The sequence below is a fragment of the Pseudoalteromonas sp. A757 genome, from assembly GCF_004103285.1.
GTDB classification, from domain to species: domain Bacteria; phylum Pseudomonadota; class Gammaproteobacteria; order Enterobacterales; family Alteromonadaceae; genus Pseudoalteromonas; species Pseudoalteromonas galatheae.
Genome location: NZ_QNQN01000066.1, coordinates 63943 through 88419, shown reverse-complemented (window position 1 = coordinate 88419; position 24477 = coordinate 63943). Strand labels below are relative to the sequence as shown.

The following is a 24477-nucleotide window of genomic DNA, read 5'->3' as shown; positions in this document are numbered from 1 at the left end:
TGGTATTAAAAGCGATAGCTGACACCAAGAGATAAGTTTGATGTATCCAAGTCACCCATATCAAGGTACTTGTAGCCAAGGTTAACTGCTATACCGTTATCCCAGTCATATTGCCAACCGGCCTCAGCAACAAAACCGATACCGTCGTCAGTAACTAATTTGGTGCGGCCACGAGTGATTTCGTAATCGTAATAGTTCGCCCCTAATTTACCGTAAAAATAGCTATTGTCAGAAATTTGATAGTAGCCTTTAGCCGCAACGACGAAGTTATCAAATTCTAAGTTATTAGCACCAAGACCAAACAAAGTTTTGTTGTTTTGTGTGCAGGTAAATTTGCGATCGTTTTCGTCTTCACACTTCCAATCATCTAAGTCTTCACCGCTGTTATAACCTAATTCAAGCGCCAAAATTGGCGTAAAGTGATAGTTGTAATACAGGTAGGCTTGACCTACACCATCACCATCTTTGCTTGAGCTTTTATAAGAGGCGCCACCGCCAGAAATGTCTAAACCGACACGGTGTGTCTCGTCCTTTTGCTCTGCAAAAGACGATAAGCTTGTTGTGAGTAATGCAAGAGATAAAAGCGCTTTAAGTTTCATAATCAATGTCCGTTGTGGTTAACTTGAAGACAGTATAAATAGGGTGGGTGTCAAGGTCTGTTGGGGGGCTGTCATAAAGTGTAAGAAGGCGTCGAATTTGGTTTTATTTATTTTACAAATCTAAATAGTTGCACTTGCTAAGTGCTTGTTGGTGTCTTAGGTTTCGTAATGAATATTTGATATTTCATTATGGTGAAAAATGTTAAAATTGCAGCAATAAGCCCACTCCATATGTGATGCATGACCAAATGACTTGCAATGAACATAGGCACATCTTGCCAGCCAGCAATAAACAAAAGTTTACTCAATAACAGCAAATACCCGAGCAGGTGTGCGAAGAGCGCAAACCTAAAGGATTTTATAAATTTACTTTTTGCATTGACAGGTAGCGCTGGGAGGTTGAGGTGTAACGCGACGGTAAAGACTACTGAGAGCAAAATACTCACGCTTCCTAAACCCAGTAATGAGGTTTTAATCAACACGATGGAATAGATGAAAGCTAGTAACATGCGTCAGTCCTACAATTACGAGAAACGCAGTTTATATACGCTTAGGTTTTGAGTCTATTCGAATTATTCTAAGGATTAGGTAGTGATTTTCTGAACGATCGCTCTATACTAAGGGCCGATTTTATCAATAGTTTGTAAACCGATGTAACATTAGCCTGTATTTTCGTGGCATGTTTCGTTATAAATGCAATGCTATGTCGTAGTAAATTCGAAAAAAACAATAATTATTATAGTATTTAAGACCAAGTTGGGAACTAGGGAAATGAAATTTGCTTTTAAGGATTTTTTGTTTGATAGCAAAGAACTCAAGCTTTATAAAGATGATAGAAAGCTAAATCTAAAACAAAAGCCAGCTCAGATATTGGAGCTATTTTTAACTGCTCCTCAAACCATTCACAGTAAAGAAGATATTTTAGAAAAGGTATGGCCAGATAGAAAAGTAACGGATCAGGTCGTATTTCAAAATATCGGGCATTTACGCGCTTTATTTGGGGATGATGCTATCAAAACCTTTTCGAGAAAAGGGTATCAATGGCAGATCCCATGTACGGCCTTTGAGGGAACGACAGAAGCTCAGACCTCAAAGCAGTCTTTGCCTCAATCAACTAACCCCGCAGGGGGAGTGCTAGATGATAAACCTTCTGAGAATGAAGCCGCAGTCACGAATAATGCACTCAAAAAACCCGAGTCAGTCAGTAAGCTGCCAATGTTTGGGCTTGTGGGCATACTTGTATTACTCGCTGTGGGTGTTTACTTTACGTTATCGTGAGTCGAACTTACGTGGATTGAGGGCGTATTATGTCGCAAACGTTATATATCACAGGTGCTGGTGTAAGTGCTGAAAGTGGTATTCCGACTTTCCGGGGAGAGGATGGATTTTGGACGATAGGTTCGGCTAACTACACTCCTCAAGAAATGGCTACGCGCGCAATGTATAAATCACAACCGGCGGAATTCTTAAAATGGTATTACCATCGTTTTGTGACTTATCGTAATCACGGCCCCAATCAAGTTCATCAATGGCTTAGTGATAAAAATGTGATCACGCAAAATATCGACGGTTTAGATGGTAAAGCGGGAAATAATCATTTTATTGCGATCCATGGCCGTGTTGATCAGGTGACTCCCTTTCATACCCAAGGTGAGCCCACGGAGTGCTTTACTGCCCCTTGGGATGAGGTGGACGAAAGTCGATTAGCTGAGTCGCTGTTAGCACTTTTCAAGATCGCGCAGCGAGGCCCAGAAAAAGGCGTGTCACTTAAACCCTATGTATTGCTATTCGACGAATACTACACCGATCTGTATCGTATTAGCGAAGCACAGTCACGAATGTATGCCGCGGATCGCATGATTTTTATAGGTACTTCCTTTAGTGTCAATATCACTCAAATGGCCTTGGAAATAGCAAGGCACAAAGCTATTCCAATTGAAGTGGTTGACCCAAACCCTGCGCACTTACTTTACGAGCAAGTCACTTATCACCGTATGACGGCAAGTGAATACATCACCAGTTTGCCAGCCTCTTAATCCAAAGTTTGGGAAAACTCATCCTGTATTGCCTTGGTAGTAAGTAGCTAACAGAAATTGTTTATACTCGCTGAATCGATTTTGTTGTATGAGATGTGACTCAATCATTTTAGCGTTGTGGAGTTCTACAACGCTTATATGTCGTCGTTCGATTTCTATCAAGCCGAGTAACGCACTTAATTCTTGAATGCTAAGCGGGGTAGTATGGCTATTAAAAGCTAAGTAGCATTCGAGAGGTGTTAACTTTTTTGCATTTCTTTGACTAAGTGCGTTTTGTAGTAGTTCTTTACTTTCAAAGTGTAATAAGGTTCTGAGGTAGTTGAGGCCGTTATCTTTCGCTGCGATTTGCGATAAAAGAATGTGCAGTATGTTATTCCCTTGCTGGTTGAGGTTGTTGATTTGCTCAGCTTGGATCAAAGGGGGTGAGAAAAAGGCAAACTTTTCTAAGGAGTTAATCGCAGCTATCATCGCTTCTGGAAAGCGCGCAGCTTGTAAGCAAATACTCGCTATATCTTGATAGTGGCCATAGCGTGCATCGTCACTCTGTGCGCTTTTGAAAAGAAACTTTAGGACTTCAATCTGCTCGTCTTTGGGAGCGTCTGTGTACACGGCTTTTATTTTTTCGATGTTCGCACTTTTTAACGCCAGTAAAAACGGTGCTAAGCTACCATTCGACATTTAAATACACTTTGTTATTTAATACTTAATCTCGATGATAGCTTATTCACTCGAGTATTTTAACTTCAATACTGCAAATATCAGGCGATGAACTAAACTTGGATTTATCAATTCAGAGGTAGCCCAATGATCGATATTGACGATAAAGTGCTGAATGATCTGCGCGGCGGGTTTAACTTACCTGCTAAGCCTGAAATATTACAAGCCTTACAAAATGAATTATCAAAACCAGAACCTGAGTTATTTGCTGTTGCGGATATTATTGCAGCAGATGTTGGTGCATCAGCTGCGGTGTTAAAGGTGATTAATTCACCAGCGTATGGCCTTGCCCGCACTATTACAGACATTAAACAAGCTGTGATGTTTTTGGGCGTTACCTGTATTACGCAGCTCGTGACAGGATATTTGCTGAAAAACGCGTTTGAGCAGTCCAAATGCTGTATTTCACTGCAGCAATTTTGGGATAACGCTGCTGATATTTCAAAAGCTGCAATGGTAGTTGGACATCACTTAAAGTCATCATTACCGATGGAGAATTTACAGTTGCTCGGACTGTTTCATGATGCCGGGATCCCTGCAATGGCCGTAAAATACCCTGATTACGCTGAGGTAATAAAACAGTCCATAGAGCGACCTGAGCAAACACTGATTTATTATGAGCAGCAAAAATATCCAGTGCCACATACAGTAATAGGTTACTTTCTTGCGACATCTTGGCACTTACCCAAAGAAATATGTCAGATGATTTTGCGTCACCATGACGTAAGCTATCTTGAAGAGCAAAAAAATGCGCAATATGTGCAAACCTTTGCGGCACTTAAACTGGCTGAAAACCTGTGTTTTGAAGCAAAACACTTTAGAAGCGCAGCGGATTGGTATTTATTTAAAGATAAGGTGATGATTGAGCTTAATTTGCATGAAGATGAGTATCAAAACTTGAAAGATGATGTCGACGAAGTATTTATCGGGTAGAGGATTAACCGTAGGCATTAAAAAAGGCGCACTAGGCGCCTTTTTTACTTTTTGCAGCAGGGGATTATAGGCCTGCAGCTGCACGCAGTGCGTCAGCTTTATCTGTTGCTTCCCAAGGGAACTCTTCACGACCAAAGTGGCCGTAAGCAGCAGTAGGCTGATAAATTGGACGCTCAAGGTCTAGCATAGTGATTAGACCGTAAGGGCGTAAGTCGAAGTGCGCGCGGATAAGTTCGATTAAACGCGACTCATCAAGCTTAGCTGTACCGAAAGTTTCTACGCTGATAGAGGTTGGCTCAGCAACACCGATTGCGTAAGACACTTGGATCTCACACTTGTCAGCAAGGCCAGCGGCAACAATGTTCTTCGCAACGTAACGTGCTGCGTACGCTGCAGAACGGTCAACTTTTGATGGATCTTTACCAGAGAATGCACCACCACCGTGACGTGCCATACCGCCGTATGTATCTACGATGATTTTACGACCTGTTAGACCACAGTCACCCATAGGGCCACCGATAACGAAACGGCCAGTTGGGTTGATGAAGAACTTAGTTGCTTCAGTGATAAGCTCTGCAGGTAATGTAGGCTTGATGATAGTTTCCATCACAGCTTCTACAAGGTCTGCTTGTGAAACAGAATCACAGTGCTGTGTAGATAATACAACTGCGTCGATACCTACAGCTTTACCGTTTTCGTACGCGAATGTTACCTGAGACTTAGCGTCTGGGCGTAACCAAGGTAGTGTGCCGTCTTTACGAACTTGCGCTTGGCGCTGAACTAAACGGTGTGAGTATGTGATTGGAGCAGGCATCAGTACGTCGGTTTCGTTACACGCGTAACCAAACATTAGACCTTGGTCACCAGCACCTTGCTCTTCTGGGCGAGTACGGTCAACACCTTGGTTAATATCAGGTGATTGCTTACCAATGGTATTTAGGATTGCACATGAATCAGCGTCAAAGCCCATGTCAGAATGCGTGTAACCAATTTCACGCACGGTCTTACGAGTTAATTCCTCGATATCAACCCAAGCGCTAGTCGTGATTTCACCACCAACCATAACCATACCGGTTTTAACGTAAGTTTCACACGCAACACGTGCTTTTGGATCTTGCTCAAGGATGGCATCTAGAACCGCATCAGAGATCTGATCGGCGATTTTATCTGGATGGCCCTCAGAAACAGATTCAGAAGTAAATAAATGTTTAGCCATTGTATTTATGCTCACAAATATTGCGCTTCACAAACATCAGGGACAGCGCGAAAAATTAAGGGGCGTATTCTAACCAAAAAACCTAGGCATTGACTAGTTATTTTACGCCTAGACGTCCAAAATTGTGCAAACTTTTTTATTGGTCGGAAAAAGTCTGTCTGTACCCGTTTTTTTATGGCCTTTGCCGTTGCAGTTAGCCATATAAATAAGTAAGAATGGGCTCAAACCCCGCGAAACACATTTAAAGGTAGGAGAATTCATGCCATCTCGCAAAGAACTTGCTAATGCAATTCGCGTTCTTTCCATGGACGCTGTACAAAAGGCCAAGTCTGGCCACCCAGGAGCCCCGATGGGCATGGCGGACATCGCAGAAGTACTTTGGCGCGATTTTTTAAAGCACAACCCAAGTAACCCTGAGTGGTTCGACAGAGATCGCTTTGTATTGTCAAACGGTCACGGCTCAATGTTAATTTATTCATTGTTGCATTTGTCGGGTTATGACTTATCAATTGATGACATCAAAAACTTTCGTCAGCTACATTCAAAAACACCAGGCCACCCAGAATATGGTTACGCGCCAGGTATTGAAACGACTACAGGCCCATTAGGTCAGGGTATTACTAATGCGGTAGGTATGGCGATTGCTGAAAAAGCATTGGCTGCACAGTTTAACCGTGAAGATTACGACATCGTTAACCACTATACCTATACATTCTTAGGTGATGGCTGTTTGATGGAAGGTATCTCACACGAAGCTTGTTCACTTGCGGGTACGCTTGGTCTTGGCAAACTGATTGCATTTTGGGATGACAACGGCATTTCAATCGACGGTGAAGTTGAAGGTTGGTTTAGCGACGATACACCAAAACGCTTTGAGTCTTATGGCTGGCATGTTATCGCCGGTGTTGATGGCCACGATAGCGATGCGATTAAAGCTGCAATCGAAGCGGCGCAAGCAGAGTCTGACAAGCCAACGCTTATTTGTTGTAAAACGGTTATTGGTTATGGTTCACCAAATAAATCAGGTAGCCATGATTGTCACGGTGCACCACTGGGCGAGGATGAAATCAAAGCTGCTCGTGAATTCCTTGGTTGGGAACACGGTGCATTTGAAATACCAGAAGATGTGTACGCTAAATGGGACGCAACAGCACGTGGTCAAAATCAACAAAGTGACTGGTTGATTAAGTTCACTGAATACCAAATGCATTATCCTGAGCTTGCTGCTGAATTTGAGCGTCGCATGAAAGGCGAACTTCCAGCAGATTGGTCAGAGAAAACTGAAGCGTATATTGCAGAGCTTCAAGCGAATCCTGCAAACCCTGCAACACGTAAAGCATCACAAAATGCATTGAATGCCTATGGTCCAATTCTACCTGAGTTTATGGGTGGCTCTGCTGACCTTGCGGGTTCTAACTTGACACTTTGGGATCAATCTAAAGGCTTAACGGCAGAAGATGCTGCGGGTAACTATATCTTCTACGGTGTGCGCGAGTTTGGTATGTCTGCCATCATGAATGGTATTGCATTGCACAGAGGTTTTATCCCTTACGGTGCGACATTCCTAATGTTTATGGAATACGCACGTAATGCCGTACGTATGGCTGCATTGATGAAGCAAAGAAGTATCTTTGTGTATACCCATGATTCAATCGGTCTTGGTGAAGACGGTCCAACGCACCAACCAGTAGAACAAATGGCGAACTTACGCACTACGCCAAACCTAGCGAGCTGGCGTCCATGTGACCAAGTTGAGTCAGCAGTTGCTTGGCAGCAAGCGGTTGAACGCGCTGATGGTCCATCTGCACTTGTATTTACTCGTCAAGGTCTTGCGCAGCAGCCACGTACCGCTGAGCAGGTTGCAGCAATTAAGCAAGGTGGTTATGTGCTATCTTGTGATGGTGAGCCTGAAATTATTCTTATTGCGACAGGTTCTGAAGTGCAACTTGCGGTTGAGTCTGCGGATAAGCTTCGTGCAGAAGGTAAAAAGGTACGTGTTGTGTCTATGCCTTCAACTGACATTTTTGATGCGCAATCTCCTGAATACAAAGAAAGTGTACTACCAAGCTCAGTAACGCGTCGCGTCGCTATCGAAGCGGGTATCGAGGACTTCTGGTACAAATATGTAGGCCTAAATGGTGCGATCGTTGGTATGACAACGTTTGGTGAGTCAGCGCCTGCTGATGAGCTATTCAAGCTATTTGGCTTTACGGTAGAAAATATCGTTGAAAAAGCAAACGCATTGTTTGCATAATCAAGTGAAAGAGAAAAAACCCATGCTATGCATGGGTTTTTTTATGCTTGAATGCTCAAATTAAGCACTATTGAGCTTTGCTGTGTTTTGCTTTTTCTTATGGTGTTGCAGCGCTGGATTTTAATAACATATCAAGAGACTGCTTTAACTGTTGAACTTGCACCATATTTAAGCCCGCTTTTGCCATCATTTGTGCTGGGATACATGTGCATGATTGCTCCAGTGCTTTACCTGCTTCAGTTAAGTAAATGAAGGTTTGCCGTTCGTCATCAGGGTTTTTGCTGCGGGTAACTAGACCTCGTTCTGCTAATCGCTTAAGAAGCGGTGTTAAGGTGTTGCTATTGAGTTCAGCTCGCTCGCCTATTTCTTTCACGAGCAGTCCATCTTGCTCCCATAAAATCAATAACACTATATATTGCGGGTACGTGAGCCCAATCTCTTTGAGTAACGGCTGGTAGAGTCGGGTAACCTGTCTTGATGCACTATATAGCCGAAAGCAGATCTGATGATCGAGGTTGAGCTGCGGATTAGATTTACTCATTTAATAACTTTTCAATATCTTTGGCTATTTGTTCTGGTTTGGTGATTGGAGCATAGCGCTTAATCGGTTCACCCTGTTGGTTGAATAAAAACTTAGTGAAGTTCCACTTGATTTTATTACCAAATAGCCCTGGAAGTGCAGATTTTAGGTATTGATAAAGTGGGTGTGTGTTGTCGCCATTAACTTCTATCTTTTCCATCATCTGAAAATCGACACCATAGTTGATTAAACAGCCTTGTTGAATTTGTTTTGCATCACCAGGCTCTTGTTTACCAAACTGGTTGCAGGGAAAGCCGATGATAACAAGGCCTTGGTCCGCATATTTTTGATGTAATTTTTGTAGCCCTTCGTATTGTGGGGTTAATCCACACTCACTGGCCGTGTTAACAATAAGCACAACTTTACCTTGTAAGTCGGTAAAGTGATATGTCTGACCTTGTAATGTGTTTGCTTCAAACTGATATAGCGTCGTCATTTTTAATCTCTTGTGATTTAATCGTGTGCGATTTAATTTAAACCAGGTATGACCTTTGTGCAATAGCTGTTGAGATTATTTTGCTGCAGTACGTTGATACTTGGCGTTTAGCATCGCAAGTCGTCTGGTGATCAAAGCGTGATCTTGTTTAGGGAGATATTTTAAGTGTGTGTTGAGGTAGGTATTAGTGGAGTAAAGTGCACGGATCATGTGATTGGCCTTTTCGATAAATGCTTGGGTTTCTTGGGTATGGCTGCAAGCGATATGGCCCTCCAGGTGAGGAAGATTATTTGCTATTGGTAATGACCCCACTTGATGGGCTTTGTCCTTAGGAAAGCTTTGCTGAAAAATAGCGGGGTAGGCTAATATAAAGTCGACCCTTCCTGCGCTGAAGTGTTCCATAATGGTTTGTGCTGACGTTTTATATGGTTTGGTGGCAACATTTTTTGGGTCAAGCAGCGCTAATGCGGAGTCAATGGTATTACCGTAAGACTTGCCGATCTCCTTGATGATGGTGGCTTGAGGATAGTAAGCCATTAAGCTTGCAAGCGACGTCAGCTTACCGGTGCTGTTCACAAGGCTGGCATCAATAGGAGTGCGTTGCTTGAAGTAATATAATCTATGGCTTGGATAGAGGTGAATGGGGATGGTAAACAAGAAGGCTTGCTGGCGGCTTGGGGTTTTTAGGCGAGACACTGCGCACACTGGGTCTTCACTTGCCAGCAATTGGTTGAGTTCGGCTGGGGTGACAATGTTAAAATCGAAGTAATCTCGGCCGAACTGGTTTAAAAGCAAGTTGTTGGTATCGGACTCTAAACTATGGGGTTGTTTGGTAAAAAGTCTTTGCTCATCGGCAGGCTCATTCGAGATCAGCAATATTTTTGCGTCGCAGCAGACACAAAACAACAGCAGCATTAGCAGTAAATATTTCATTATTGCTCCAACTAAGTAAAGCTGACTCCTGTTTACTATAGAACATTATGCTTAATTAGCATTCAAAATTGGGTGCTATATCAAGATAAGCGGTTATTTAACCTTAACTCTTTGTGCTGAGTTTTATAACCTGTCATCATTGCAATGATTTTTACCTATGGGGCAAATAAATGATGACCAAAGTGTGGGATGGATTTATCCGCGGGTTTCACTGGCTGCTCGTAGCAGGACTAGTAACCTTATATATTACCGGTGAAGAAGGCATGATGGATCTTCACTTTGTTACTGGCTATTTAGTGCTAGCACTGATGGCAACGCGATTAATTTGGGGTGTCATTGGTAGCCAAACCGCTAAATTAAGCGCTTTATTTCATTCACCTAAAGCGATTTTATCGGCCATTAAATCAAAACAAAGTCATGTAGGGCATAACCCCGCAGGCAGTTTGATGGTGCTACTATTTTTTGTGCTGATCCTTGTACAGCTCGTATCTGGCTTGATGACAACCGATGATATTTTGGTGGAAGGACCGCTTGCACAATATGTATCTTACGACTTAGTTGAATTAGCAGATGATATACATCACACCAATATTGAGCTGTTAATCGCGGCCATTGCACTGCATATATTTGCTATTGTGGTGTATCGCCTAAAAGGTCAAAACCTAGTAAAGACGTTAGTTACTGGTAAGCAAGAAAATGCAGTCAGCACGCCTGTTATGAAATCGGGTGTTGTTGCATACCTTATCTTTATTGCACTTTCAGCTTTATTACTCTTTACGTGGGGCGCCGAGCCATTACAAGGGTTAATGTAACTCTACTCTAAACAAAAGTGAGCGAGGTTATTGTTTTCAATAACCTCACTCACTTTTAATACCAAGTCCGGCTAGTGTAATATTTGTTAACAGATTATCGTAACAGATATGACCTCTATTTCAGAAAATTCTGGTAACATGGCGCAGTTTTATCATAGAGGTTAGAGAAAAGTAGCGATGTTAGAGCCGTATTATCAACAACAAGCAAATGAAATCACCATTACCAGAGAACAGGGGAGCTTGTTTGCAAAAGGAGTCGCGGACGATTACAACCCATTGCACGACATCGATGCAAAGAAGTTTTGTGTACCGGGTGATCTACTTTTCTCCTTAGTGTTAAAGCACTACGGCTTAAGCGAAAATATGGAGTTTAGCTTTGTGGGCATGGTGGACGAAACGACAAAGCTCGTATTGCCAGATGGTGCTGCACAATTTGATATTACCGCAAATGATAAAGTGATGCTGTCTGTGTCGCGCACTGGCGAAACTAGCACTTGTCCAACACTCATCAATAGTTTGACGAGAAATTACGTTGAATTTTCAGGCACTACCTTTCCTCATGTGATCATCCCATTGATGGGTGAGCAAGAAGTAATGATCAATCCTGCAAGGCCAATGGTGATTTACGAATCTATGTCTATCCATATGGATGATATATCGGTATCGGAAGTAACATTGGAAGCAGCTAAGCCAGAGTTTAGCTATGAAGGCAAACGTGGCAAGATCAACCTGCGTTTTAACTTGCTGTCTAACGGCACTAAAGTCGGCTATGGTGAAAAGCACATGTTAGTTTCAGGGATCCGTGAGTATTGTCAGCAAACCGTTGATGATTTGATTGCTTATTACAACGATAGAAAAGTAGCATTAAAGCCATAATTTTGTAGTACACGCTGATTTACCGGTCAGCGTGCTGTTTATACAGCTTTCTTTTTAAACAATAATTCATCCTCTTTTCAGCTGTTCGCTATACTGTTTAGATAACATTGTAATTGAACGAAATGGTATCACTGTGCCCTATGCAGACTTGCTCAAACCAGAGTCCTCGCAACAAACATTATTAAAATGGCAAAAAACGGTCGATTTAATGGCAAAGATTTTTTCGGCGCCTGCTGCGTTTGTAGTGCAAAAAAAAGAAGATGGTTTTGCAGTGATGATTGCAAGCAACCAAGAAGAAAATCCGTATCCTGCTGGTGGTTTTATACCGCAAGAAACCAATATTTTCTGCAAGCATGTTGTTGCTAATAACCGTAATTTATATGAGCAAAATGCTAGTGCGAACTATCAATGGGACGATAACCCTGAGGTTGCCGATGATGGTTTTGAGTCATACTTGGGCGTACCTATCCACTGGCCCAATGGGAAGTCGTTTGGCACTTTGTGTGTGATGGATTTTAAGCCTACAAATTACAACGCTTCGTTGGTCGAGTTTATAGAGCACTTACGCGATATGCTAGAAGATGATTTGGTGATGATTGAGCGTTATAGCAAAATCAAAGCTATTGCAATGCAAGACCCGTTGACTGAAGTGTTGAATCGTCGCGCGACCGAAATACTCGGTGAACATAAGCGTGATATTGTCTTAAAACTTGGCGGAGCTATTTACTGTATCTTTCTTGATTTAGATGGTTTTAAACCAATAAATGACAGCTATGGTCATAAGATTGGTGATCAAGTGTTACAAAGCTTGGCTGAAGCGTTGAGGGCCACAAGCGGCGAAGATGATATTATCGGGCGCTATGGCGGTGATGAGTTCTTGGCTATTGTACAACGAGATAATGAAGAGGAAGTAAACGACTTTATTTTTCAAAGTGAGGCTAATTTCTATCAAGCGTTAAAAGAGAAAAAACTCCCCAAGTGTGGTTTTTCAGCTGGGTTTGCCAAGAGCGATAATAAGTTCGAAAGTATGGCTAGCTTATTTGCTCGAGCGGACAAACATATGTACCAGAAAAAAATGACCTAGATTGCCGACAAAATAGTGCTTTCCTTAAATTAATTCCCTTAGTCATCGTCCACTAAGCAGAGTACATGTGATCTCATGGCTCTGTTATTAATACCAATTTGTCATAATACTTGCTCAATTTGAAGCTACGAACCTGACGCTAACAGCGTTAAAAATTTCTTTTTCAGCGCAACTAAATAAGAAATTTTTGCTTTGTCTACATAGATGTAGGTACTTTGGCGATAGCAGGATGCGATAGTGGTGTTATTGACAAGATTTTCTCGCCTCAAAATAGATAATTTAATTAAGGTTTTTCAAACGCACTTTGTCGCTTTAATGACGGTCGTTTGTATAATTTAAATGGAAGAGTATGTATTCAATTCATCCTTTGTGGCAGCAATTTCCTTGTGCCGGCAAAACCGTGCAGCAAGGTACAGAGCTCGCCTCGTATTACAACTCACAGCTCAATAAGACTGTGCGCTTTAAGTTGATCTCAAAAGCGGATTTACCATTATTTTGTCAGTGGATGAACGATCCTCGAGTTGCACATTTTTGGCAGCAGGCGTGGTCAGAAGAAAAGCAGTGGCAGTATCTTAGCGAACGCTTAGCCGACAACTATAGTTTGCCGCTTATCATGTATTTTGATGAACAGCCATTTGGCTATGTTGAAGTCTATTGGGCTGAGTTAGATAAGTTAGCTGGTTATTATGAGTGGCAGCCCAAAGATAGAGGCATCCATTTATTAGTTGGCGAGCAATCATGCAGAGGTCCCGAAAATTTTCGTGCTTGGATGACCAGTTTAAGTCACCTTATTTATTTAGGGCATGAAGATACTCAGCGCATTGTACTAGAGCCTCGCCATGATAATGCAAGGTTACTCACTCGCATTGCAGAACTTGGCTATCATAGCCAGTTTGAATTTGATTTTCCTCATAAGCGTGCTGCGTTAGTGATGGCTGAGAAAGCTTCATTCTATCGAGACGTTTTTCCTCAGTTTGCTTAGGTTACTTAACGCGGCTTTTCTTTGCACCACATTGTGCTTGTGTTTGGGACAGTCGCGGCAGTAATTGCCATTTTCTCGGTTGTGTAGAAGGCAGCATTCAGGACGGATTTGATACTTGCCACTCGGATCATGCGCGACTATTTCGGCAAACTTTAGCGGATTATTTAGCGCCCCAAAGTGGGAGGATTTAGTCAATATTTGTTTATCTTCAAGCAATGTTGGATGCGCACCCACAAGCCCCATAATAATATCGAAAAAGTCATTCAAGCGATAAAAGCAATTACTCCATAGCGTCCGCTCTTTTACGCCAAAAGCTTGATGTAGCAGGTCGTGAAGCGGTGATAAGTGATTGAATAATAAATCGTGATAGCGTGTTTCTGTGTCACTGTTTACGAGTGCTTTGCCTTGATGAGGCAATAAAATGCTGAGCTGCTCAGGGTGGTAGCTCAACTCGCAAAGCTTTAGTGGCAATGGTGTTAGCAATAACGAATGGCTCACAATGATGCTTGGGAAAATATTGAAGGTGTAATACATATGCCACACGGAGGCTTGAGCCCTTGATTTCGTTACGCCTTTTTCTAGGCTAAAACGAGCTACATGGTCGATAAAATGTGGTGACTCTAATAACTCAGAAAAAGTCGCAGTAGATCGTAAAGGGTTGAGGTCAACACCTTGTGCATATGTATCATAAGGTGGCTTAAAAAAAGGCACTAAATTCGGCAGCATTGAAACGAACAGCTATAGAGGTTTATGGTTAATGACGAAGCGCAACTTCATTAATTTAATACCGTTTTTTAGTCTCAAAATGCCACATTACCTTAGTACTTATTTTGTTCGGTTGTTATCTACCAAAAATGGCGCTAGAAAAATGCAGTTAATGGTCAAATTAGATGTTTTGGCGGGGTAAAAAATACCGAACGCCGACAAATCAATAATCTTATGTAAAAAAATTTAGTTTAGTTTCGTCACTAGTCTGAGTGTCGTGGTTGCTGCCTAAAAGTGGTGTGCAACAAAAACAAATATTCGGCTTGGGAACTAGGCTCTACATGCAAGAACTAACTAAAAAAATAACCCAAATAAGTACCTCTATAAGTCTTTTACAGGAGTTCATTGCAGCGCCGTCGGTGACGCCTTGTGATGCTGGGTTGATTTTAACAATCGCTCGATATCTTGAGGAACTCGGGTTTGAAGCCTCATGGTTTGAAGAAAATGGAGTGCGTAACCTTATAGCCAAGCAGGTTTTTTCTGAAGGGCCAAGTTTTGCATTCTCTGGTCATGTTGATGTTGTCCCCGCTGAGCAGGAGCATTGGCATTCCGATCCATTTAAAGCGACTGTCGTAAACGATGTTATTTATGGCAGGGGCGTGTCCGATATGAAAGGGGGCATTGCTGCCATGCTGAGTGCCACACGAGTCTTACTGGCTTCGAAGCAAAAGCTTAAAGGCACTTTCTATTGGTTGCTGACATCCGATGAAGAGGGGGAAGCTGAATTTGGTACCAAGCGAATAGTTGAGCGACTCAGTCAAGATGGTGTAACGATTGACGCTTGCCTTGTTGGAGAGCCTACGTCGCACAATCGAGTAGGTGATGTGATCCGAAATGGTCGCCGCGGCTCAATCTCAGGTGCCATAAAAATTGAAGGGAAAGCAGGTCATGTCGCTTATCCCGAACAAACGGTCAATGCGGCGCATATCGCGGGTAAAATAGTGGCGACACTGTGCGGTTTAAAGTGGCAAAAAGACCAACCAGATGTCAAAACAACCCTTCAAGTCACGGGCGTCAATACGACGACTGATGTGGATAATATCGTACCTGAAGCGTGCCAGGTTAATTTCAATATTAGATACAGCCATGGGTATAGTAATCAAGAGATCATCGGCATTATCGAAAATCACTTAGCAAGATTTAAAGACAACCTGAGTCTAGATTGGTCAAGGGCATGTAACCCGTACTATACCAGTGCAGATATGGAAAATTCGTTCTTAAACCTAGTGGAAAACGCCATCGTGCAGTGTACTGCGAGATACCCCATAGTAAACACCGCTGGAGGCACGTCTGATGGGCGTTTTTTTGCCAATGGCCACACCCAAACGATTGAATGTGGTGTTAAAAACGACACGATACACCAAGCCAATGAGTGTTTACCCATAAATGACTTACTGGAAATCGAGCAGATTTATTTAACGGTGCTCAGTGATTTTTTTGGCGCTAAGCAACACCTTAACTTGCCCGCTGGTGAGTAAGTTGCTCGCTGTCAGGCAGACAATACCAGTTTGACTTCATACTTGCTCAATTTGAGGGAGTAAACCTGACGCGATCTGTGTTAAAAATTTATCATTTAGAACAACTAAATAGCAAAGTTTAGGCCGGACTATCGATAAGGTTTTCTTGCCTTAACATTTAGGTAAATTGGTATAAATTTAGTTTTTTTTAGACTTTCGTTAAACAACTTTATAAGTGCTTCGTCTTGTTGCTATCAGACTCAGTAATTGAATTATGAGGAAATCGTGTGCTTGGGTATTTAATTCGTCAATCAAAATGGCTGTTAGGTGCGGCTGTATTCACGAGTGCAATCTGCGGTATGTGTGCCGTATTGTTACTCACGCAAATTAATAATGTATTGAATTCATCACAACAAGAAGCCAATCAATTTTTTGGTATTTTTGTCGCCTTGGTGGTGGCTGTGTTGTTTTTTCAGGTGGTGGCTTCAACATTGTTTGAGCGATTGAGCCAACAGGCGCACGCTGTGCTGAGAAGACATATTTCAGACAAGGTGCTGCAAGCAGATTATCGCCAACTTGAAGAAGTGGGTGGAGCCAAGGTGCAATCAGCGCTGTCTGAACACTGCTTAAAAGTTGCCGAGTTTTTCGTCCGGTTACCGGTGATCGTCGTCAACGGTATTATTGTAATAGGCTGTATGGCTTATATCGCTTGGTTATCGATGGATGTATTTGTGATGGCGCTGGTGGTCTTGGGCTTAGGTTCTATTGGTTATCACTTGGTTCATCTCAAGGCCATTGGCTATTTAAATGGTGCCGCAAAAGAGCAAGATCGCTTGTTTGGACACTTTAGTGCTTTGGTTGACGGTGCCAAAGAGCTACGCTTACATGCTGGTAAAAGAAAGCGATTTGCAGATAACGTGCTTGGAGACTCTATTGAGTCTGTACGTAAGCAACGGACGGTGGGCATGTCTGTCTTTGTTATTTCTACCGCTTGGGGAAATTTCTTAATCTACGCATTTATTGGCGCGGTTTTGTTCGCGCTGGTAGCAGACTCAGCGCAGCGCACTCAAATACTAACGGGCTTTGCGTTGGTCTTTATATACATGATTGCGCCTTTAGAGAATTTACTAAAGGCTCTGCCCGCGGCCAATATAGCGAAAGCATCAGCTGAGCGCATTGAAGCTGTCACCGCGCATTTATCCGAAGGAGCGAAAGAAAAGCACTTACCGAATGCGACATCTTCGTTTAAGCAGCTTGAATTAAGCGGATTAACACACCAGTTTTATCATGAACCTTCTGATGATTTATTCACACTTGGGCCTATCGATTTATCGTTTAAACCGGGGGAAATTGTCTTTTTGGTTGGCGGTAATGGCAGTGGCAAAACCACGCTGGCTAAGATGTTGGTCGGATTATACAAGAGTAATACTGGTCAACTTCGCTTAGATGGCAAAACCATTAACCCAGAAGATCTAGATGAGTATAGGCAGCTTTTCACCGCAATTTTCTCTGATTTTTATTTGTTTGAAGAGTTACTGGATATCCCTTCGGCTGAATTAGATGCGGCTGCAAACTCATTGCTAGAAAAGCTCCAACTTAATCGTAAAGTGCATGTCGCCAACGGCGCATTTTCAACGCGTGCGTTATCTCAGGGGCAAAGAAAACGCTTGGCAATGGTGGTTGCCCATTTAGAGCAGCGTCCGTTTTTGGTCTTTGATGAATGGGCGGCGGATCAAGATCCTATATTTAAAGAGGTGTTTTATCGCCAGTTATTACCTGAGCTTAAAGCGCAGGGTAAAACGCTGTTGGTTATCTCTCATGACGATAAGTATTTTGACTGTGCCGATCGACTATTGCGGATGGAACACGGCCAACTTTATCAGCGTGAAGAGGCCGCTGCAAAAATAGCCTGAGTGGTTAAAGTTGAGCGCAGTGCCAGTTGACACTGCCACTGCGTTCAACTTGATAACAGCCTGGCAGTTAAGCATATTCAGTCCGCAACCCCCCCTCCTATACGCGTTCAATTATCTGCACTGGTAAAAAATCAGAATATAGGCGCTTTTTTCTTTAAACAATTCGCATTTCTATTCGTCTACAGAGGCAATATCGCCAAATTTATTGGCATGTTGAGACGGTAGCACGGAGATACATACCTCATGGCTACCCAATCTCATCAGAATGTAAACCAACTGCCTCTAGTAGCAGTGCAATATTTATCAGGAGATGTCATGTCTGTGAGCTGTTTTGACCGCGAAGATGAAACCTTCATCGTGCTTATTAATCAAGAAGAACAATATTCAATTTGGCCCGAGTGGAAAGCAGTACCTGCAGGTTGGCAAGCCGTAGCTGGCGTTCAGGGCGATAAGGCCCACGTGCAAAACTACATTAACGAGCACTGGACCGATATGCGTCCTGCCTCTTTGCGTCAGTGGATGGCTGAGCAAGCGCAACAAGGTGACGCGTGAGCACGCCAAGCATCAAGCTGCTGTGCCTGCCTTGTGCTGGGGCGAGTGCCTCCATGTACTTACGTTGGAGTCGGCAATTACCTAGCTGGATAAAGTTAGTACCCATTGAGCTTGCAGGGAGAGGCCCAAGGTTAGATGAACCGAAAGTCGAAAACTATCGCGAACAAGTGAATGCGATCCTCCAATGTTATCAGCATGAGATGACCGGTGATTATGCTTTTTTTGGCCATAGCATGGGAGCTTTGCTTGCCTATGGCGTAACACTGCAGTTGCAACAGCAGAATTTACCTTTGCCTAAGACCTTGATGCTATCGGCGTGTCCTGCGCCACAGTTTATTCATCCCGAGCGCTACCCAGAGCCTAACGATAGGCAAGCGCTCATTACTGAATTGCGAGCGCAGGGAGGAACGCCAGACATGCTATTTGACAATGCTGATTTATTGCAGATGACGCTTGAGGTGCTGGCCGCTGATTATCGCGCATTGCGCTCGTTTACGCCACCGAGCCCTTCGCGAATAACCGTGCCGGTAACCACTTTTTATGGCCACGATGACTTAATCAGTGTTAGCGAAGTGCTGGCCTGGCAGCAGCACGCCCGTCATCCATTATCGCAACAAGGTTTCGCTGGTGGGCATTTTTATATTCACAGTGCCCAAGCCTCAGTGTTGTCTGCGCTTGAGCAAACATTGAGTCGCAACAATGCATCAGCGGCTTCTTTGGTCAGTTGTTGAGAGTAAAACCAAGCGCTGCACTTGAGGACTTGGGTTATCACACAGCATTAAACACTTGGTGACATTAATTGTTTAGTCGGTTCGCTTTTTAATCTTGTCTCTAGTCGCGAGCCCATTTAGAAAAATTGAGGTAGAGCTGCAATATGCAACACAAGCCATTACAACTAAACCCGTATCTCACGGGCGAGACGCCCCACAGCATGGTTGAGCGTTTACAACACCTTGCCCAGATCCAAGCGGATAAAACCGCGCTGGTGGTCGTTAGTGACAAAGAAGGTGTGCTGGATGAGCGCTCATTTACCTATGGTGAATTAGATATACAGATTAAAAGACTAGCGGCCGAGCTGCAGCTACAGTGTCGTCAAGGTGATCGCGTGCTGTTGATGCTAGATAACAATGAGCACTATGTTATCAGCTTCTTCGCATGCCTTTATGCAGGTCTTATCGCGGTCCCTTTATTTGTTCCCGAATCTTCACGTTCTCAGCATATTCAGCGCGTTGTTGGGATTGCGTTAAATTGTCAAGCAACCGCTATTTTAGCGCATTCTGCAGATCATCAGTTAGTTGAACTAGCCAAACAAGAAATGAGCAACAGCGGTCTGAATGCTGCAAGTTTAATGTTTGTTGACCAGTTAAATTATCAAGAGAATACCTACTGGCAAGCGCATACGCCACAACCACAAGAGTTGGCATTTCTACAATATACCTCAGGCTCAACGGCAGCACCAAAGGGCGTTATGGTGAGTCACGGTAATTTGATTGCAAATGAAATTGCCATCAGCGAAGGGAGTGGGGTGATAGCTGACGAGGTTGTGGTGTCTTGGTTGCCTCTGTACCACGATATGGGATTAATGGCTGGCTTGATTTTGCCTTTATTCAATGGCTCAAAATGTGTCTTGATGTCGCCTCGCTACTTCCTTGAAAAACCAATTCGCTGGCTTGAAGCAATTGCTAGACACCGAGGTACGTCAAGCGGTGGTCCAGATTTTGGTTATCGCTTGTGTGTTGAAAGGATAAGACCAAGCGCAATGGCGAATTTGGATCTGTCTTCTTGGCAAGTGGCCTTTAGTGGCGCAGAGCCTGTAAGGGTTGATACGCTTGATAGCTTTTTTGCACAAGCCACGCCTGCAGGTTTTAATCCTCAAGCCATATACCCTTGTTATGGATTGGCTGAAGCAACCTTATTTGTTACTGGGCCAAAAAGACAATCTGGCCTAATGGTACAGTCACTTTCTGCTGCCTCACTTGCACAAGGTATCGCACAACAAGCTGAGCACGGCGTAAAACAGGTAGCCTGTGGCGTACCTGCTTCACATCATAGTATACGGATCACTGACAGCACGACCAAGGCGGCATTGCCGGCAGGACATGTGGGTGAAATTTGGGTATCGGGGCCGAGTATTGCTCAGGGCTATTGGCAAAACCCAGCTGCAACGGCTGACACCTTTGTAGAACATGAGCAAGCGCGCTGGCTTCGCACCGGGGACTTAGGAGTGTGGCAAGATAATCAACTATACATTGTTGGCCGCATCAAGGATTTGATCATTTCTCATGGTCGCAATATTTACCCTCAGGATATTGAAAAAATTATCGAAGCAGAATTTGAGTTCGCCCGTAAAGGTCGGATCGCGGTATTTGCAGCCACGGATAACCATAGCGAAGGCGTTGGCGTGGCCCTAGAAATTGCGCGCAAGGTTCAGCGCCAAGTGAGTCCGCAGTTGTTGGTTAATCGCTTAAAGGAAATCGTTGCAGAATATTGTGATGAGTCCGTCACAGGCGTTTTGATGATGCAACCTGCAAGCTTGCCAAAAACGTCCAGTGGCAAATTGCAGCGTAGCGCCTGCAAGCAAATGTGGACGCAAGCCGCTGAACTGAGTGCTGCTGCGGAACTGTCAGAAGATAATGCTGATAAGGCTTATGCGATTTATGCTCATAATCAGCTGGTGCGTGGTCAAACACTGGCAGATACTTTGGCCCCAGCACCTTTATCAGAACACGAGCAAGCACTGGCCAATATCTGGCAAGCCGTGCTCAACCGTAAGAGTGATTTTAGTCGCGACGCACACTTTCTAGCAGAAGGCGGTAATTCGTTAAAAGCGGTGCAGTTAATTCACGCCATTGAGCAGCACTGGCAAGTGAAGTTTGATCCTACAGAAATATTTCATTGTTTGCGCTTAGGCGAGCAAGCCGATGCTATTTTGGCCGCGTCACAACGTCAACAGCTGGTGGCTAAAGAAGCTTCCGACGTGTCATCAATCAATTCCATTATTGCCAATGAGTATGGAGTTGAGCAGGCCGTTCCAATGTCTCATGCGCAAGCGAGACTATGGTTTTTATGGCAACTAGAGCCCCATAGCAGTGCTTACAATATTGGTGCGCGCATCAACCTACACTCAGATATAGACGCTACGCGCTTGCAAAACGCATTAAATACTCTGGTGGCTGAACACCAAGCGCTGCGCACACGCTTTGATACCGATGAACTCGGTACGGCAATCCAAGTGGTTGCGAAAACGGGTCATTGGCCGCTGCAACAATTTGACTTAAGTAATGTTGAAGCACCGCAGCAAGCTTCGGCATTGGCTGAATTGGTTGCCACAGTGAGTCAATACGCATTTGATTTAACTAAAGGGGATGTCGTCAACGCGGCGCTAATTAATCTCGGTGAGCAAGGCTATCAGTTGATCCTAGTGATGCATCACATCGTTTCCGATGGCGTATCGATGCAAATATTACTAGACCAACTTGCACATATTTATTTGGGAACCTTGAGCGCGAGTAAAGTGCGAGAGGACGCAATCACCTATCAAGATTTTTCTTTGTGGCAGCGCTCATATCTCACCTCCGATGCAGCGCAAGCACAATTAGCGTGGTGGCAAGCACAGCTCGCCTGCGATGAGCAACCTATTTTGCAGTTATGCACAGATTTCCCTCGAGTCAATAAAGCGCACTCTCCTGAAAATAACAAGCAACTGTTAGGTGCAAATCACAGTGTCGTCTTACCGGCTCAACTGGTTAAGCAACTTCGTCGCCAAGCGGCCAAACAAAACGCCAGCTTATTTATGGTGATGTTAGCCAGTTTTCATGCGTTGCTTTATCGTCATACTGGGCAACATGACATTCGAGTGGGGATACCAGTTGCGAACCGCCATTTGCCTCAACTCCAAGAGTTAGTTGGCTTTTTTGTAAATACCCAAGTGATCCCTGCGAAGTTTTCGGGTCAGGTTTGTTTGCAAGATATTGTGGCGCAAGTCAAAACTGCAGTCTTGGGCGCACAAGCAAATCAAGATGTTCCTTTTGAGTATCTAGTCGAAGCACTAGCGCCGGAACGTAGCGTCGATACGCATCCGCTTTTCCAGGTAATGTTTAGCCATACGGAGCATGATACTCGTGCATGGCAGCCGTTGGTCGCAACGGATACTAACTTATCAGCTCGGGCTTGGCAGCCGCTAGAAGTGGCGCCGCAATTTGACTTAACGCTCGAAACTTACGAGCTGGAAGAGGATCAAGTAGCGCTAGAGTTTGTTTATCCCAGAGCACTATTTTTGCCGCAAACGATAGCGCGTATGGCTGAGCAATATGTTGCTCTACTACATGCCCAGCTTGAGTCTGGCGCAACGCCATTTGCGCAGCTATGTGTGCAAACTACGGCAGAGCAAGCGTGGTTGACTCAGGTTGCCAAAGGGCCTGCGGTTGCAACGGATGACTCCACCATTTATCAACTGTTTGAGCAGCAAGTGAAGCGCACGCCAGATGCGCCCGCGCTTATCTTCAACCAACAAACCGTAAGTTATGACGCATTAAATCAACGAGCCAACCAGCTCGCGCACTATTTAAAAAGTCGAGGTATTGGGCCGGAAGATTGCGTTGGTATGGCGCTTGAGCGCGGTATTGAGATGTATGTCACCCTATTTGCGATTTGGAAAGCGGGAGCCGCCTATGTGCCACTCGATCCGACGTACCCGGAGGACAGGCTTGTTCATATGGTGAAGGATAGCGGGGTGAAGTTGGTGCTGACGAATGCTGCGCTCGTGGCGCATATTCCAAACGCTGAAAACGACATCCCTGTGCTTGCATACGAGCATATAGCGCTTGGCGACTTTGCAACGACTAACCCTACGATTGCATCACACTCCCAGCACTTGGCTTATGTTATTTACACCTCAGGTTCGACCGGGTTGCCCAAAGGGGTTGCCGTTACGCATGGCCCATTGTCCATGCATATTCAAAATATGGTTGACGTATACGGAGTGGATAGCGAGCACACGGAGCTGCAGTTCTTTTCGATTAACTTTGATGCCGCAGGTGAGCAGTGGATGACGCCACTGATCAAAGGAGGGGCGTTAGTGCTGGCGACTAAAGCGCAACTCAATGTGGAGGCCGTCAGTGAATTAATAAACGTGCATAAGGTGACGGCACTGCATCTACCGCCCGCCTATTTGCGCCTTTTGACGCCGCATTTACACGACTGTAAACAAATTCGCACCTGTATTGTCGGCGGTGAAGAATTTAGCCGCACAGATTATCAAGACGCTCATCGGGCGTTTTCCGCGCCTCGGATTGTCAACGCCTATGGGCCAACTGAAACCATTATTACACCAACGGCATGGATCAGTTTGCCGGGTGAGCTACATGAGGTTAGCACTGTACCAATTGGCAAGCCGATTGGTGAGCGTGAGGCCTATATTTTAGACGCCGATCTGAATCCTGTACCACAAGGAGCAAGCGGTGAGCTTTACGTGGGTGGTCGTGGTGTTGCTCGTGGTTATTTGGGGCGTCCAGCCCTGACCGCAGAGCGCTTTGTTGCCAATCCATTCAGTAGCGATGGCGAAGTCTTATATCGAACGGGAGACTTGGTTCGTTGGAATCAACGCGATGAACTGGAATATTTAGGGCGTATCGATCATCAAGTCAAAATTCGTGGTTTCCGGATAGAGCTTGGTGAAGTTGAAGCGCAATTAATGGCACTCCCACATATTAAAGAAGCGGTTGTATTGGCCAAAGATGGGGATGGTCAACATGGTCATTCAGGGACACATTTAGTGGCTTATGTTGGCGCTGAGGCGAATGGCCAAGGCGTATTACCAAGCGCGCAAACACTGAAGCAAAGTTTACTGCAAAAACTACCAGACTACATGGTTCCGAGCTGTATCACCGTATTGGCAAACTTGCCAGTGACGGCCAATGGCAAAATTGACCGTCATCATTTACCCGAACCTCAGTGGGGGAGTGGTGAAAGCCATCAAGTACCAACAGGCGGCTTAGCAAAGAAAGTCGCTGCGATTTGGGCGGAAGTGCTAGGTCTAGATGCGAAACAAATTGGCCTGCATGACAACTTCTTTGACTTGGGCGGTCACTCCCTATTGTTTGGTCAAATTCAGCAACGTCTTGAAGCCGAATTTAGCTGTAAATTGACCATGTTAGAACTGTTTCATATGACAACCGTAAGTGCCATGGCCACTTACTTTGAACAACGTACACCTGAAGGCGCTGCAAATGCACAGCAAGCAGTTGCCAAAGAGATGAAAAAAGCATCGGCGCGCGGTCAACGCCAGCGCCAAGCCTTCTTGAAAAAAACACGCACTAAAGTGGAAAGCTAAG

At 44.2% G+C, this 24477-nt stretch carries 20 protein-coding genes; 13 read left to right on the top strand and 7 right to left on the bottom strand.

Annotation, left to right across the window (positions count from 1 at the left end; all coding sequences use genetic code 11):
- Nucleotides 1–5: 5 nt before the first annotated feature.
- On the bottom strand, nucleotides 6–599 hold the full coding sequence (locus DRB05_RS09600) for a porin family protein (protein WP_128726753.1): 594 nt from the start codon (nucleotides 597–599) through the stop codon (nucleotides 6–8).
- Between the two features lie 771 nt (nucleotides 600–1370).
- Here DRB05_RS09600 and DRB05_RS09590 point away from each other — a divergent pair.
- Both DRB05_RS09590 and DRB05_RS09585 read left to right on the top strand, forming a co-directional pair.
- Nucleotides 1371–1877, top strand: a complete 507-nt coding sequence (locus DRB05_RS09590) for a winged helix-turn-helix domain-containing protein (RefSeq protein WP_128726751.1) — start codon at nucleotides 1371–1373, stop codon at nucleotides 1875–1877.
- A gap of 29 nt (nucleotides 1878–1906) precedes the next feature.
- Entirely contained in the window at nucleotides 1907–2635 is a 729-nt protein-coding gene (locus DRB05_RS09585; RefSeq protein WP_128726750.1) for a Sir2 family NAD-dependent protein deacetylase, read from the top strand.
- An 18-nt stretch (nucleotides 2636–2653) separates the two neighbouring features.
- Here the strand turns inward: DRB05_RS09585 and DRB05_RS09580 are convergent, their stop codons facing one another.
- A complete protein-coding gene (locus DRB05_RS09580; RefSeq protein ID WP_128726749.1) occupies nucleotides 2654–3313 on the bottom strand; it encodes a hypothetical protein in 660 nt (219 codons plus the stop codon).
- 126 nt (nucleotides 3314–3439) lie between these two features.
- Here DRB05_RS09580 and DRB05_RS09575 point away from each other — a divergent pair, with 126 nt between their 5' ends.
- Nucleotides 3440–4285, top strand: a complete 846-nt coding sequence (locus DRB05_RS09575; RefSeq protein WP_128726748.1) for an HDOD domain-containing protein — start codon at nucleotides 3440–3442, stop codon at nucleotides 4283–4285.
- A 64-nt stretch (nucleotides 4286–4349) separates the two neighbouring features.
- Here the strand turns inward: DRB05_RS09575 and metK are convergent, their stop codons facing one another.
- Nucleotides 4350–5501 (bottom strand): methionine adenosyltransferase, encoded by a 1152-nt coding sequence (metK, locus tag DRB05_RS09570; protein ID WP_045962687.1) that lies wholly within the window; start codon nucleotides 5499–5501, stop codon nucleotides 4350–4352.
- A 259-nt stretch (nucleotides 5502–5760) separates the two neighbouring features.
- Here metK and tkt point away from each other — a divergent pair, with 259 nt between their 5' ends.
- Complete coding sequence (tkt, locus tag DRB05_RS09565) at nucleotides 5761–7755, top strand: transketolase (RefSeq protein ID WP_128726747.1); 1995 nt, start codon at nucleotides 5761–5763, stop codon at nucleotides 7753–7755.
- Between the two features lie 97 nt (nucleotides 7756–7852).
- Here the strand turns inward: tkt and DRB05_RS09560 are convergent, their stop codons facing one another.
- The 3 genes from DRB05_RS09560 to DRB05_RS09550 form a co-directional block, all read right to left on the bottom strand.
- Nucleotides 7853–8296 (bottom strand): MarR family transcriptional regulator, encoded by a 444-nt coding sequence (locus DRB05_RS09560; protein WP_128726746.1) that lies wholly within the window; start codon nucleotides 8294–8296, stop codon nucleotides 7853–7855.
- The gene (locus DRB05_RS09555; RefSeq protein WP_128726745.1) at nucleotides 8289–8771 is read right to left on the bottom strand and encodes a glutathione peroxidase; all 483 of its coding nucleotides are present in this window, start codon (nucleotides 8769–8771) and stop codon (nucleotides 8289–8291) included. Before DRB05_RS09555 ends, DRB05_RS09560 begins: the two co-directional genes overlap by 8 nt.
- A gap of 75 nt (nucleotides 8772–8846) precedes the next feature.
- Nucleotides 8847–9704: a transporter substrate-binding domain-containing protein gene (locus tag DRB05_RS09550; protein ID WP_128726744.1), complete on the bottom strand. Its 858-nt coding sequence runs from the start codon at nucleotides 9702–9704 to the stop codon at nucleotides 8847–8849.
- Nucleotides 9705–9877: 173 nt separating this feature from the next.
- On the opposite strand from DRB05_RS09550, the gene DRB05_RS09545 reads away from it, so the two are divergent.
- The 4 genes from DRB05_RS09545 to DRB05_RS09530 all read left to right on the top strand — a co-directional run bounded on the left by DRB05_RS09545 (nucleotide 9878) and on the right by DRB05_RS09530 (nucleotide 13458).
- Nucleotides 9878–10516: a cytochrome b/b6 domain-containing protein gene (locus DRB05_RS09545; RefSeq protein WP_128726819.1), complete on the top strand. Its 639-nt coding sequence runs from the start codon at nucleotides 9878–9880 to the stop codon at nucleotides 10514–10516.
- A gap of 177 nt (nucleotides 10517–10693) precedes the next feature.
- Complete coding sequence (locus tag DRB05_RS09540; protein WP_128726743.1) at nucleotides 10694–11392, top strand: DUF3581 family protein; 699 nt, start codon at nucleotides 10694–10696, stop codon at nucleotides 11390–11392.
- 133 nt (nucleotides 11393–11525) lie between these two features.
- On the top strand, nucleotides 11526–12476 hold the full coding sequence (locus DRB05_RS09535; RefSeq protein ID WP_128726742.1) for a sensor domain-containing diguanylate cyclase: 951 nt from the start codon (nucleotides 11526–11528) through the stop codon (nucleotides 12474–12476).
- 349 nt (nucleotides 12477–12825) lie between these two features.
- Nucleotides 12826–13458 (top strand): GNAT family N-acetyltransferase, encoded by a 633-nt coding sequence (locus DRB05_RS09530; RefSeq protein ID WP_128726741.1) that lies wholly within the window; start codon nucleotides 12826–12828, stop codon nucleotides 13456–13458.
- Here the strand turns inward: DRB05_RS09530 and DRB05_RS09525 are convergent.
- Complete coding sequence (locus tag DRB05_RS09525; protein WP_128726740.1) at nucleotides 13423–14184, bottom strand: IucA/IucC family C-terminal-domain containing protein; 762 nt, start codon at nucleotides 14182–14184, stop codon at nucleotides 13423–13425. The two genes, DRB05_RS09530 and DRB05_RS09525, sit on opposite strands and share 36 nt — an antisense overlap.
- A gap of 320 nt (nucleotides 14185–14504) precedes the next feature.
- Between DRB05_RS09525 and dapE the strand changes: the two genes are divergently transcribed.
- The 5 genes from dapE (at nucleotide 14505) to DRB05_RS09500 (ending at nucleotide 24476) form a co-directional block, all read left to right on the top strand.
- Complete coding sequence (gene dapE / locus DRB05_RS09520; protein WP_128726739.1) at nucleotides 14505–15701, top strand: succinyl-diaminopimelate desuccinylase; 1197 nt, start codon at nucleotides 14505–14507, stop codon at nucleotides 15699–15701.
- 266 nt (nucleotides 15702–15967) lie between these two features.
- Nucleotides 15968–17593 (top strand): cyclic peptide export ABC transporter, encoded by a 1626-nt coding sequence (locus DRB05_RS09515; RefSeq protein WP_128726738.1) that lies wholly within the window; start codon nucleotides 15968–15970, stop codon nucleotides 17591–17593.
- 315 nt (nucleotides 17594–17908) lie between these two features.
- Complete coding sequence (locus DRB05_RS09510; protein ID WP_128726818.1) at nucleotides 17909–18145, top strand: MbtH family NRPS accessory protein; 237 nt, start codon at nucleotides 17909–17911, stop codon at nucleotides 18143–18145.
- Nucleotides 18142–18876: an alpha/beta fold hydrolase gene (locus DRB05_RS09505; protein WP_128726737.1), complete on the top strand. Its 735-nt coding sequence runs from the start codon at nucleotides 18142–18144 to the stop codon at nucleotides 18874–18876. Before DRB05_RS09510 ends, DRB05_RS09505 begins: the two co-directional genes overlap by 4 nt.
- Nucleotides 18877–19019: 143 nt before the next feature.
- Complete coding sequence (locus tag DRB05_RS09500) at nucleotides 19020–24476, top strand: non-ribosomal peptide synthetase (protein WP_128726736.1); 5457 nt, start codon at nucleotides 19020–19022, stop codon at nucleotides 24474–24476.
- Nucleotide 24477 lies beyond the last annotated feature (1 nt).